The 12,815-nt window shown below is 56.1% G+C and carries 9 protein-coding genes; 8 read left to right on the top strand and 1 reads right to left on the bottom strand.

What is annotated here, in order from left to right; translation table 11 throughout:
• Positions 1–460: 460 nt before the first annotated feature.
• The 3 genes from CVE23_RS21780 (at position 461) to dcuR (ending at position 4,380) form a co-directional block, all read left to right on the top strand.
• Entirely contained in the window at positions 461–1,873 is a 1,413-nt protein-coding gene (locus CVE23_RS21780; RefSeq protein ID WP_038917403.1) for an anion permease, read from the top strand.
• A gap of 158 nt (positions 1,874–2,031) precedes the next feature.
• A complete protein-coding gene (locus tag CVE23_RS21775; protein WP_049853800.1) occupies positions 2,032–3,645 on the top strand; it encodes a sensor histidine kinase in 1,614 nt (537 codons plus the stop codon).
• A gap of 12 nt (positions 3,646–3,657) precedes the next feature.
• Positions 3,658–4,380 (top strand): two-component system response regulator DcuR, encoded by a 723-nt coding sequence (dcuR, locus tag CVE23_RS21770; protein WP_013315799.1) that lies wholly within the window; start codon positions 3,658–3,660, stop codon positions 4,378–4,380.
• 104 nt (positions 4,381–4,484) lie between these two features.
• Here dcuR and CVE23_RS21765 read toward each other — a convergent pair whose 3' ends face one another.
• Positions 4,485–5,828 (bottom strand): 2-hydroxycarboxylate transporter family protein, encoded by a 1,344-nt coding sequence (locus CVE23_RS21765; RefSeq protein ID WP_100850326.1) that lies wholly within the window; start codon positions 5,826–5,828, stop codon positions 4,485–4,487.
• Between the two features lie 1,211 nt (positions 5,829–7,039).
• Here CVE23_RS21765 and dppA point away from each other — a divergent pair.
• From dppA to dppF, 5 genes are all read left to right on the top strand, one after another.
• Positions 7,040–8,647, top strand: a complete 1,608-nt coding sequence (gene dppA, locus CVE23_RS21760; RefSeq protein ID WP_038917407.1) for a dipeptide ABC transporter periplasmic-binding protein DppA — start codon at positions 7,040–7,042, stop codon at positions 8,645–8,647.
• Positions 8,648–8,839: 192 nt separating this feature from the next.
• A complete protein-coding gene (dppB, locus tag CVE23_RS21755) occupies positions 8,840–9,859 on the top strand; it encodes a dipeptide ABC transporter permease DppB (protein WP_038664321.1) in 1,020 nt (339 codons plus the stop codon).
• A gap of 12 nt (positions 9,860–9,871) precedes the next feature.
• A complete protein-coding gene (gene dppC / locus CVE23_RS21750; protein WP_038917409.1) occupies positions 9,872–10,774 on the top strand; it encodes a dipeptide ABC transporter permease DppC in 903 nt (300 codons plus the stop codon).
• A gap of 13 nt (positions 10,775–10,787) precedes the next feature.
• On the top strand, positions 10,788–11,768 hold the full coding sequence (dppD, locus tag CVE23_RS21745; RefSeq protein ID WP_033568951.1) for a dipeptide ABC transporter ATP-binding protein: 981 nt from the start codon (positions 10,788–10,790) through the stop codon (positions 11,766–11,768).
• Positions 11,769–11,776: 8 nt separating this feature from the next.
• Complete coding sequence (gene dppF, locus CVE23_RS21740) at positions 11,777–12,772, top strand: dipeptide ABC transporter ATP-binding subunit DppF (protein ID WP_371206762.1); 996 nt, start codon at positions 11,777–11,779, stop codon at positions 12,770–12,772.
• The last annotated feature ends 43 nt before the right edge of the window (positions 12,773–12,815 follow it).

Below are 12,815 nucleotides of genomic sequence, written 5' to 3'. Positions count from 1 at the left end.
AAAGCGGTATTCATTAATGGATTATTATTAACATCATCGTTAATTCCATGTTCCATAATTGTTATTTTGTGGCGAGTTTTGGGTTTTATTTATTTTTGAAATGGCGTTTTTATTTTCAAAAGTAAATTATTAAACCTATTTAGTAATTAAAATAACAGTAGTGGATTCCACTTTTATAATACTATTTTTCCCGTTGATCACTTCACTTGATTTTGATGGGACGAGAAAAGCACCCTGTTCTTTTCGTTTTCTCGTCTTTTTTTTGCTGATGCTGTACCCGTTGTGTTTGTCAGGCTGTATCCCGCCATGAAAGATGGCGATGGCGCGCCGGAAAACTCGCTATCCGCATAGTCGGACGGCGGAAATAAGGGTGATGAAGAAATAAAACAACTCCTCCACTCGTAACACGGGACTTCCGGTAAAAGCGGCTGATTTCGTTTTAATCTTGAGTGGTGTTGGTATGTCTGCAAATAACAGCAGGTTAGTTAAGCTTCTTATTATCCTCGGCATAGCCGTTATATTTTGGTTTGTTCCTGTTCCTGAAGGCGTTAATCCTACCGCATGGCACCTGCTGGCAATATTTATTGCTACGGTCATCGGTCTGATTCTCTCCCCTTACCCCCTTGGCGCCATTGCCATTTTTAGTATCACCGCCGTCTCGGCGCTCGGCTTGCTGTCGGTCAAGGATGTGCTGGTCGGGTTTGGCGACCCCACCATCTGGATGATTGCCTGTGCCTTTTTCATTTCGCGCAGCTTTATCAAAACCGGTTTCGGCCGCCGTATCGGGTTTCTGTTCATCAGCAAGCTCGGTAACAGCAGCCTGGGGCTGGCGTATGGTCTGGTATTCACCGACCTGCTGTTTTCCCCGGCGATGCCGTCAACCTCCGCACGCTGCGGCGGCATTATCACCCCGCTGTTCCGCTCTATCGCCGAAGCTTACGGTTCGACGCCGGAGCAGGGCACCCAGCGGCGTATCGGCGCGTTTCTGGTGCAGACTATTTTCCAGTGCAACGCCATTACCTCGGCGATGTTCATGACGTCGATGGCTGGTAACCCGTTGATCAGCAAGCTGGCGACCCAGTTCGGCGTTCACCTGACCTGGACCGAATGGGCGGCGGCGACGCTGGTGCCGGGGCTGCTGTCGCTGATCGTGATCCCGCTGGTGCTCTACCGTTTCTACCCGCCGGAACTGAAGAAAACCCCGGAAATGCGCGAGCTGGCCAAGGCTCGCCTGCACGAAATGGGGCCGATGAGCCGCAACGAATGGATTGTGCTGTGCGTGTTCCTGGGGCTGGTGGTGTTCTGGGTGTTGGGGTCGACGCTGAATATCGACGCTACCCTGACCGCGCTGGGCGGCCTGAGCGTGTTGCTGTTGACCCGCGCATTGAGCTGGGAAGACGTAACCGGCGAGAAAGAGGCCTGGCACACTGTGGTGTGGTTCGCCGTGCTGATGATGCTGGCGACCCAACTGAACAAGATGGGGCTGATCGCCTGGCTGGGCGGCATCGCCGGCCACGCCGTCGCCGGGATGCACTGGTTGCCGATGATAGGACTGTTGCTGCTGGTGTACTACTACAGCCACTATTTCATGGCCAGCGCGGTGGCGCACATCAGCGCCATGTACGCCATTTTCGTGTCGATCGCCATTGCGGCGGGCGCGCCGCCGGTGCTGACGGTGCTGGCGTTTGCCGCTTTCAGTAACCTGTTTATGGCGACCACGCACTACTCCGGCGGCCCGGCGCCGATCATGTTCGGCTGCGGCTACCTGTCGCTGGGAACCTGGTGGAAGATCGGTTTCCTGGTCGGGCTGGTGGTCATTCCCATCTGGCTGGGCATCGGCAGCCTGTGGTGGAAGGTTTTGGGGATGTGGTAATAAGTGCTGGGGATGTGGTGATCGTCTTTTGCCTATCTGTTTGATTCGCCGCCGCCGGATATGGGCGGCGGTTTTGTTCTCTGCGTGCGGAAATGGCGCAGAAATAGCGTGAACAGGTTAAGATAGCGGGATCGATGATGCGAATTCCGGAGCGAGAGATGAGTAAGAAAAAGACACCGCTAAAACTAGGCACGTCGATCATTCTGATGGTGTCGGCGGTGATTGGCTCGGTGCTGCTGGTGGTTTACGCACTGCTGTTTTTTCGCATCACCGAGCTGACCGAAACTCACCTCAAGGACAAAGCCTTCGCCATTGCCCGCACCGTCGCTAATTCGCCGATCGTGGTGGACGATCTGAAAGGCATCGGCAATCCGATGCTGGTACAGCGTTTTTCCGAGGACGTGAAAAGCCGCAATCACCTGCTGTTCGTCATCGTTACCGGCATGGACGGTATCCGTCATTCCCATCCTGAGCCGGGGCAGATTGGCCGCCATTTTATCGGCGATGACCTCTATCCGGCGCTGCTGGGGCTGGAGAATACGGCGGTGAACCGCGGGGTGCTGGACCCGGCGCTGCGTGTATTCACGCCGGTGTTTGACGAGAATAACCAGCAGCTCGGGGTGGTGGCGGTGGGGATTTCGCTGTCCAGCGTGCAGTCGGTGATTAACGAAAACCGCTGGATTATTCCCTGGACCATCCTGTTCGGCGCGCTGGTCGGCCTGCTCGGCACCTATTTTCTGGTGAAAACCCTCAAACGCATCATGCTGGGTTTTGAACCGTTCGAAATTTCCAATCTGTTCGAGCAACGCAACGCGATGCTCAAGCAAATCAAAGAAGGGGTGATCGCGGTGGATACCGACCTGCGCGTCACCATCATCAACGACGAAGCCAAGCGGTTGTTCAGTCAGCATGGGTCTGGCGAAACGCTGGCGATCGGCAGCACCATCAGCCGCTGGCCGGCGCTGATGAATCTGGAAAAGGTGCTGGAAACCGGTGCGCCGCGGCAGGATGAGGAAATCAATTTCAACGGCAATCTGTTGCTGATCAACACCGTACCGGTGGTGGTGAAGGGCGATATTATCGGCGCCATCGCCACCTTCCGCGATAAAACGGAAGTCAGCCAACTGCTGCAGCGCCTGACCGGGATGTCGTATTACGCCGACGCGCTGCGCGCCCAGTCACATGAATTCATGAACAAGCTGCATGTGATTCTCGGCATGCTGCATTTGAAATATTACCCGCAACTGGAAGAATATATTTTAAAAACCGCCAATAATTATCAGGCGGAAATCGGCTCGATTATCCGAAAAGTAAAATCTCCGGTGATTGCCGGGTTCCTGTTGGGTAAAATCAATCGGGCACGGGATTTGGGCGTTACGCTGTCCATCAGCGAAGACAGTCTGTTGCCGGATACCGACGACTCCCAGGCCACCAATGAGCTGATCACCGTGCTGGGCAACCTGATCGAAAACGCGATGGATGCCTTGTCCGGTCTGGAAAACCGCGAGATCACCGTGACCTTCCATCATCAGGATGGGCAGTTACACTGTACGGTGAGCGACGACGGACCGGGCATTGCGCCGGATATTCAGCAGCGCATTTACCAGGAAGGATTTTCCACCAAAGGCTCCGGACGCGGCATCGGCTTGTATCTCACCCGGCAGAGTCTGGAAAAAATCGGCGGTACCATCGATTTTGAATCCGAACCGGACGTTTACACCCAGTTTTTTGTGAATATCCCGTATCAAGCAAGGCAGTTTGACCATGATTAAGGCAGTTTGACCATGATAAATGTACTGATCGTCGATGACGACGCCATGGTGGCGGAGTTGAATAAGTGTTATCTGAATCAGATTTCCGGGTTTAGCTGCTACGCGACGGTACCGACGCTGCAGCAGGCGCGAAATCTGCTGATGCAACCGGACTGCGAGATCGATCTGGTGCTGCTGGATATCTACATGCAGCAGGATAACGGTCTGGATTTGCTGCCCACGATCCGTGAGTTCAGCGAACACACGGACGTGATTATCATTTCGTCGGCCAGCGACGTGTATACCATCAAGAAAGCGCTGCATTACGGCGTGGTGGATTATCTGATCAAGCCGTTCCAGTTCGCCCGCTTCGAACAGGCGCTGACCGCCTACCGGGAAGAGGCCAACCTGCTCAAACACCGCGAGTTTGTGGCGCAGTCGGACATCGATAACCTGATTCGCCGCACCAGCGGCACCCCGACGGTGGAGCGTAAGAAACTGCCGAAAGGGCTGACCAGCCTGACGCTGCGCACCGTCTGCGAATGGGTCGAGGGCAATCAGGGCGCGGAGTTCTCCACCGAGATGCTGGCCAACGCCATCGGTATTTCCCGCGTGTCCTGCCGTAAATACCTGATCTATCTGGCGGATACCGGCATTCTCGACACCAATATTCTCTACGGTTCCACCGGCCGCCCGGTCTACCTTTACCGGTTGCTGCCGGAAAAGCAGGACGCGCTGCGACAGTACTGCGAATAACGCCGAAACGACAAAGCCACGATCGACGTGGCTTTTTATCTGGCGTATAAAACGAAAAAGGCCACGGTATCCGTGGCCTTTTTGTGTATGAACCGGTCGACGGACTACACCAGCCAGCCGAGCAGCAGGGTGGCGGCGATCACGGTGGAGGCGCCGCCGATACGGGTGGCGATTTGCGCGAACGGCATCAGCGACATGCGGTTGGACGCGGACAGAATCGCCACGTCGCCGGTGCCGCCCAGGCCGCTGTGGCAACTGGTCACGATGGAGGCTTCAACCGGGTACATCTTCAGGTACGGCGCGATGAAGAAGCTGATCAACGCCATTGAGAGCACCACGGAACCGCACACCACCACGTAGCCGACGGAGAACACCGCCACCACGCTTTCCAGCGGCACGTACAGCATGCCCAGACCGATCATCAACGGCCACACCAGCGAACTGGATACGAACTTGTAGAAACTGTTGGCGCCGGTTTCCATGCTGGACGGGATAACACGACCGTACTTGCACAGCACCGCGATCAGAATCATCAGCACCGGGCCGGGGATATGCAGCACTTTTTCAAACAACCCGCCGACGATGAAGAAGGTGCAGATCAACAGCAGACCGCCGCCCATCAGATGGAAATCCACCGTTTTCGGCGCGTCTTTCACTGCAAACAGCGCGTTATCGGCTTCGTTGCGCACCAGGTTGCCGTTACCGTTCAGGTCGCTGCGCCATACGCCGATGCGGGCCAGCACGCCGGCGCAGATGATGGCGAAAATGTTGCCGACAACGGCGGCAGGCGCCAATTGGGCGACGTACACGTCCGGCGCCTGACCGAGGATGGCGGAATAGGCCAGCGACAGCGGCAGGATGCCTTCGCCGATGCCGCCGCCGATGATCGGCACGATGATGAAGAAGAAGGTGTGGTAGAAGCTGTAGCCAAACAGTTTACCTACCAGCAGGCCGGTCACCAACGCGGTGGCGGTGCCTACCACCAGCGGAATGAACATGCGGATCATGCCCTGAATCAGGATGACGCGGTTCATGCCGAGAATACTGCCCACCACCAGACTGGCGATGACGAAGTAGAGGAAGTTGGCGTCTTTCATCAACAGCTTGACGGTATCCAGCGTGTTGGCGTTGAACAGATGGAAATACACCAGAATGGACGGCACCATCAGGCAGAGAATCGCCGGGCCGCCGATTTCTTTCAGCACCGGAATACGCTGGCCGATATAAGCCAGCAGGAATCCCATGGTCATAATAACGGCGAATCCGCCGATCATGTTTTTAGGTAAATAACTGGCATAGGCCGCAATAAATACAATGGCGGCAATGACCAGGAAAAGAATAAAAGGCACAGAGCCAATGCGAATTTTATTTAAGCTTTCCAGTAAGCTTGATGGTGCGGCGGTGGCGAGCGTGTTATCGCTCATGATTTCAGTTTCAATGTTTTTCATTATATTCACCCTGTTGTAGCGGCATAGGACAGAGATAAGCAACTTGCTCTGCAAGACGTGGAAAATTGTGTTATGAGCGCAAAGCGCAATAGCCATGCGACACACCATCAAAAGAAAAAAAGCGATGTTATTTTTATTGCAGCATGTTCTTTAGGTAATCTAGCATGGGTAAATGTTAAAAATAATAGCCATTCACTACAAACATGAGGGAATTGTGAACCTCACAGCAATTCGACTTTAAATAACTTAATTCGTGGTTTTGTAATTAAAATTAATTTGTGAATATTGTGGTGGGATTATTTAGATAGGCGGGTTAGTTTTAGCTGTGTAAAATTACCACGGCAGGGATAAATAAAAAATTAAAATTTAAAAAGTTATATAAATAAAATTCCAGAGCGATGTGATTGAGGCCGGGATTATGCCGGCGAGGTCTTTGCTATCCGGCGGAATCGCCATTTTCTGCCATACTGTCTGTGATAAGCAGGGAAGAAACCAGTGGACGTAATGTGACGGTTGGATTGACCGCCATGCTGTACGCCTGGTGCTTTTGCCGCGTGGTATAAAGTTTTTTTATAGTGCGCAAATAGTTACAGAAAGGGCAGCAGGGATGATAGGAATACATCATCCATGTCAGGGTTTTGTCAGTATTTTCACCTGATTTTAACCTTTTTAACACGCTTTATTGTGCAGTAATTCATCATTCGAGAGGATTTTCCTATGAGTTCTTACATGGTGATAATTATTGTATGACGCTGTTTTTATGGTGCTACCTGTTGTTTTTTTGTTATTTTGCGGACCTTATCACCAATAAAGTGGTGGTTTAAGCTAACTTTATACCATGATGATTCTGTGGTTTCTGTTTGTAAATCCTAACAGGTTATATTGACGCGATTGTGATCTGTTGACACATTGTGGGCGTCACAAGGAGGAGGGCGGCAGAGTACCTGGAATCATTATGGTTGATCCGACAGGGCTGGCGGGGGTTTTCCTGCTTGTCCCGCACTGTTGTCTCTCCCTGTTTACTATTACATCAGTCTCCGGACGCGTTCCTCGGGCTGAAACAGAGAAAAGTACAGACCACCGCGATAAAAACCGTCGCGATAACCCCAATCGCGATAGCCATGTTGCAATGACAACAGTCACGACGACAACGATCGCGATGACAACAACAGGTCTGACTGACACACAACATCCACAATGGAGTTCATGTAATGGCTAAATCCCTGATGAAATCAAGGGTGCTGAAATTCAGCCTTGGTTTGCTGGCGCTGTCCGTTGCCGCCGGTGTACAGGCAAAAACCCTGGTGTATTGCTCAGAAGGTTCTCCGGAAGGTTTTAACCCGCAGCTGTTCACGTCCGGCACCACTTTTGACGCCAGCTCCATTCCTATCTACAACCGTCTGGTTGAGTTCAAAAACGGCACCACGGAAATTGAACCGGGTCTGGCCGAAAAATGGGATATCAGCGCCGACGGCAAAACCTATACTTTCCACCTGCGCAAAGACGTGAAGTGGCAGGATAACAAAGAGTTCAAACCGAGCCGTACCTTCAACGCTGACGACGTACTGTTCTCCTTCCAGCGTCAGATCGACGCCAACCACCCGTTCCACAAAGTTTCCGGCGGCAGCTACGAATACTTTGAAGGCATGGGTATGCCGGAGCTGATCAGCAAAATCGAGAAAGTGGACGACTATACCGTCCGTTTCCAACTGACCCGCGCCGAAGCGCCGTTCCTGGCCGACCTGGCGATGGACTTTGCCTCCATCATGTCCGCCGAGTACGGCGACAAAATGCTGAAAGCCGGTTCGCCGGAGAAAATCGACCTGGATCCGATCGGTACCGGTCCGTTCCAGTTGCAGCAGTACCAGAAAGATTCCCGCATCCTCTACAAACGTTTTGACAGCTTCTGGGGCACCAAGCCGGGCATCGACCGTCTGGTCTTCTCCATTACGCCGGATGCATCCGTGCGTTACGCCAAGCTGCAGAAAGACGAATGTCAGGTGATGCCGTACCCGAACCCGGCGGATCTGGCCAGCATGAAGCAGGACAAGAACATTGAACTGCTGCAGAAGCCGGGCCTGAACGTGGGTTACCTGTCGTTCAACGTCGAGAAGAAACCGCTGGATAACGTGAAAGTGCGTCAGGCGCTGACTTACGCGGTGAACAAGCAGGCGATCATCGAAGCGGTTTATCAGGGCGCCGGTCAGGCCGCGAAAAACCTGATTCCGCCGACCATGTGGGGCTATAACGACGACATTAAAGATTACGCTTACGATCCGGCTAAAGCCAAAGCGCTGCTGAAAGAAGCGGGTCTGGAAAACGGTTTTGAAATCGACCTGTGGGCGATGCCGGTACAGCGTCCGTACAACCCGAATGCCCGCCGCATGGCGGAGATGATTCAGGCTGACTGGGCGAAAGTAGGCGTGAAAGCCAAGATCGTTACCTACGAGTGGGGCGAGTACCTCAAACGCGCCAAAGCCGGCGAACACCAGACCGTGCTGATGGGCTGGACCGGCGATAACGGGGATCCGGATAACTTCCTGGCTACCCTGTTCAGCTGCGACGCGGCGAAAAAAGGCTCCAACTACTCCAAATGGTGCTACAAGCCGTTTGAAGACCTGATCCAGCCGGCTCGCGCGGTGTCCGATCAGGCTAAACGTATCGAACTGTACAAGCAGGCTCAGGTTGTGATGCACGATCAGGCTCCGGCGCTGATTGTGGCGCACTCCACCGTGTATGAACCGATCCGTAAAAACGTGAAAGGCTACGTCATCGAGCCGCGCGGCGTGCACAGCTTCAATCACGTATCAGTAGATTAATTATCTATCACGTCACCTTTATGGGCGATGGCAGCGCTGTCGCCCCTGTTGTTTCTAGAGACGAGTGTTTCTGTAGGGGAACGGCAGGGGGCGCTTCAACGCCCGTTTTAACGCAGTGAGCAATGTCAGGCTCGATGGTGAGCGCCATCGGGCCCTTTATCTCTAATAAGAGAAGCACAGAGAGTTCGGGATATGTTGCAGTTCATACTCCGTCGTTTGGGGCTGGTTATCCCAACGTTTATCGGTATTACCCTACTGACTTTCGCTTTCGTGCACCTGATCCCCGGCGACCCGGTGATGATCATGGCAGGTGAGCGCGGTATTTCTCCGGAGCGCCACGCGCAGCTGATGGCGGAACTGGGGCTGGACAAGCCTCTTTGGGAGCAATACCTCCACTACATCAACGGTGTGTTGCACGGCGATCTGGGCATGTCCCTGAAGAGCCGCATACCGGTCTGGGACGAATTCGTGCCGCGGTTCAAAGCCACGCTGGAACTGGGCGTCTGCGCGATGATTTTCGCGGTGATCGTCGGTATTCCGGTCGGGGTGCTGGCGGCGGTCAAGCGCGGTTCCGTGTTCGATCATACCGCGGTCAGCATCGCGCTGACCGGCTACTCCATGCCGATTTTCTGGTGGGGCATGATGCTGATCATGCTGGTATCGGTGCAGTTGAACCTGACGCCGGTATCCGGCCGGGTGGGCGACACCGTGTTTCTGGATGATTCCCTGCCGCTGACCGGCTTTATGCTGATCGACACCTTAATCTGGGGCGCGGAAGGCGACTTCAAAGATGCCGTGATGCACATGGTGCTGCCGGCTATTGTGCTCGGCACCATTCCGCTGGCGGTGATTGTACGTATGACGCGCTCGGCGATGCTGGAAGTGCTGGGCGAGGACTATATCCGTACCGCTCGCGCCAAGGGGCTGGGCCGGCTGCGGGTGATTGTGGTGCATGCGTTGCGCAACGCCATGCTGCCGGTGGTGACGGTGATCGGCTTGCAGGTGGGCACCATGCTGGCCGGGGCGATCCTGACCGAAACCATTTTCTCCTGGCCGGGGCTGGGCCGCTGGCTGATCGATGCGCTGCAGCGCCGCGACTATCCGGTGGTGCAGAGCGGGGTATTGCTGGTCGCCACCATGATTATTCTGGTGAACCTGCTGGTGGATGTGCTCTACGGCGTGGTGAACCCGCGTATCCGGCATAAGAAATAAGGGGAAGCGGAGATGACTCACGTTACCGAATCCGCAGCGACGACTGCGCCGAAGCCGATGACCCCGCTGCAGGAGTTCTGGCACTATTTCAAACGTAACAAAGGGGCCGTGGTCGGCCTGGTCTACATCATTCTGATGCTGGTGGTGGCGATTGGGGCCAGCGTGCTGGCGCCGCATTCGCCGGCCGAGCAGTTCCGCGACGCGCTGCTTAAACCGCCGGTATGGCAGGAGGGCGGCAGCTGGCAGTACCTCTTCGGTACTGACGATGTCGGCCGCGATGTGCTGTCGCGCCTGATGTACGGCGCGCGCCTGTCGCTGCTGGTGGGCTGTCTGGTGGTGGTGATGTCGCTGATCCTCGGCGTCGTCTTCGGTCTGGTCGCCGGTTACTTCGGCGGCGCGGTCGATGCCGCCATCATGCGTCTGGTGGATATCATGCTGGCGCTGCCGAGCCTGCTGCTGGCGCTGGTGCTGGTGGCGATTTTCGGGCCATCCATCGTCAATGCGTCGCTGGCGCTGACCTTCGTGTCGCTGCCGCATTACGTGCGCCTGACCCGCGCCGCGGTGCTGGTGGAAGTCAACCGCGACTACGTCACCGCTTCGCGCGTGGCGGGCGCCGGTCCGCTGCGCCAGATGTTCGTCAACATTTTCCCTAACTGTCTGGCGCCGTTGATCGTGCAGGCATCGATGGGTTTTTCCAACGCCATTCTCGACATGGCCGCGCTTGGGTTCCTCGGCATGGGCGCACAGCCGCCCACACCGGAATGGGGCACCATGCTCTCCGACGTGCTGCAGTTTGCGCAGAGCGCCTGGTGGGTGGTGACGTTCCCCGGTCTGGCGATTCTGCTGACGGTATTGGCATTTAACCTGATGGGGGACGGCCTGCGTGATGCTCTCGACCCCAAACTCAAGCAGTAATAGAGGTAGAGAGATGGCGTTACTCAACGTAGAGAAACTGTCGGTGCACTTTGGCGACGAGGGGCTGCCGTTTCGCGCGGTAGACCGCATCAGCTATCAGGTGGAGCAAGGGCAGGTGGTCGGCATCGTCGGCGAGTCCGGCTCGGGTAAATCGGTCAGTTCGCTGGCGATCATGGGGTTGATTGATTTCCCCGGCAAGGTGATGGCCGACCGGCTGGAGTTCAACCAGCGCGACCTGCAGACGCTGTCCGACAAGGAACGGCGTCAACTGGTGGGGGCGGAAGTGGCGATGATCTTCCAGGACCCGATGACCAGCCTCAACCCTTGCTACACCGTGGGTTTCCAGATTATGGAGGCCATCAAGGTGCATCAGGGCGGTAACCGTAAAACTCGCCGTCAGCGGGCGATCGACCTGTTGAATCAGGTGGGTATTCCCGACCCGGAATCGCGGCTGGATGTGTATCCGCACCAGCTGTCGGGCGGGATGAGCCAGCGCGTGATGATCGCCATGGCGATTGCCTGTCGGCCGAAGCTGCTGATCGCCGACGAACCGACGACGGCGCTGGACGTGACCATTCAGGCGCAGATCATCGAACTGCTGCTGGAGTTGCAGCAGAAAGAGAACATGGCGCTGATCCTGATTACCCACGATCTGGCGCTGGTGGCGGAAGCGGCGCACCACATCATCGTGATGTACGCCGGGCAGGTGGTGGAATCTGGCAAGGCGGCGGACATTTTCCGCGCTCCGCGTCACCCCTATACCCAGGCGCTGCTGCGCGCGCTGCCGGAATTCGCGGTGGACAAGTCCCGGCTGGCATCGCTGCCGGGCGTGGTGCCGGGCAAATACGACCGGCCGAACGGCTGCCTGCTCAATCCGCGCTGCCCGTACGCCAGCGATCGCTGCCGCCAGGAAGAGCCTGAGATGCGGGACATCCCCGGTCGTCAGGTGAAATGTCATACACCGCTGGATGATGCGGGGAGGCCAACCGTATGAGCCAGACCATGAATGCCGCCGGGCAGCCGTACCTGCTGCAGGCGATTGATTTGAAAAAACACTACCCGGTGAAAAAAGGGTTGTTTGCGCCGGAGCGGCTGGTAAAGGCGCTGGATGGCGTATCCTTTACGCTGGAGCGCGGCAAGACGCTGGCGGTGGTGGGCGAGTCCGGTTGCGGCAAGTCCACGCTGGGCCGCCTGCTGACCATGATTGAAACCCCGTCGCACGGCGAGCTGTATTATCAGGGGCAGGATCTGCTCAAGCCGGACCCGGCGGCGCAGAAGCTGCGCCGGCAGAAAATTCAGATCGTGTTCCAGAACCCGTACGCGTCGCTCAACCCGCGCAAGAAGGTAGGCCAGATCCTGGAAGAGCCGCTGGTGATCAACACCGATCTCAGCAAGGCGGAACGCCGCGAGAAAGCGCTGGCGATGATGGCGAAAGTGGGCCTGAAAACCGAGCACTACGACCGCTATCCGCACATGTTTTCCGGCGGCCAGCGCCAGCGTATCGCCATCGCCCGCGGGCTGATGCTTGACCCGGACGTGGTGATCGCCGACGAACCGGTGTCCGCGCTGGACGTGTCGGTACGCGCGCAGGTGCTGAACCTGATGATGGATTTGCAGCAGGATTTGGGGCTGTCTTACGTATTCATCTCCCACGACCTGTCGGTGGTGGAGCACATCGCCGATGAAGTGATGGTGATGTATCTGGGCCGCTGTGTGGAGAAAGGCAGCAAAGACGCCATTTTCAGCAACCCGCGCCATCCGTATACCCAGGCGCTGTTGTCCGCCACGCCGCGCCTGAACCCGGACGCCCGCCGCGAACGCATCAAGCTGACCGGCGAGCTGCCAAGCCCGCTCAGTCCGCCGCCGGGCTGTGCCTTCAACGCCCGCTGCCAGCACCGTTTCGGCACCTGTACCCAGTTGCAGCCACAGCTGAAACCGCACGGCGAGCAACTGGTCGCCTGCTTTGCGGTGGAGCAAGAGGACAGTCAGGTAAGCTGACGTCTGTGGTAAGTAACATCGGTAGTGAAACAAAAACGGCCCC

The sequence above is a fragment of the Dickeya fangzhongdai genome (assembly GCF_002812485.1).
Taxonomy (GTDB): Bacteria; Pseudomonadota; Gammaproteobacteria; order Enterobacterales; family Enterobacteriaceae; genus Dickeya; species Dickeya fangzhongdai.
Note: the sequence above shows the minus strand (reverse complement) of the source record. Positions and strands in the feature narration are given on the sequence as shown.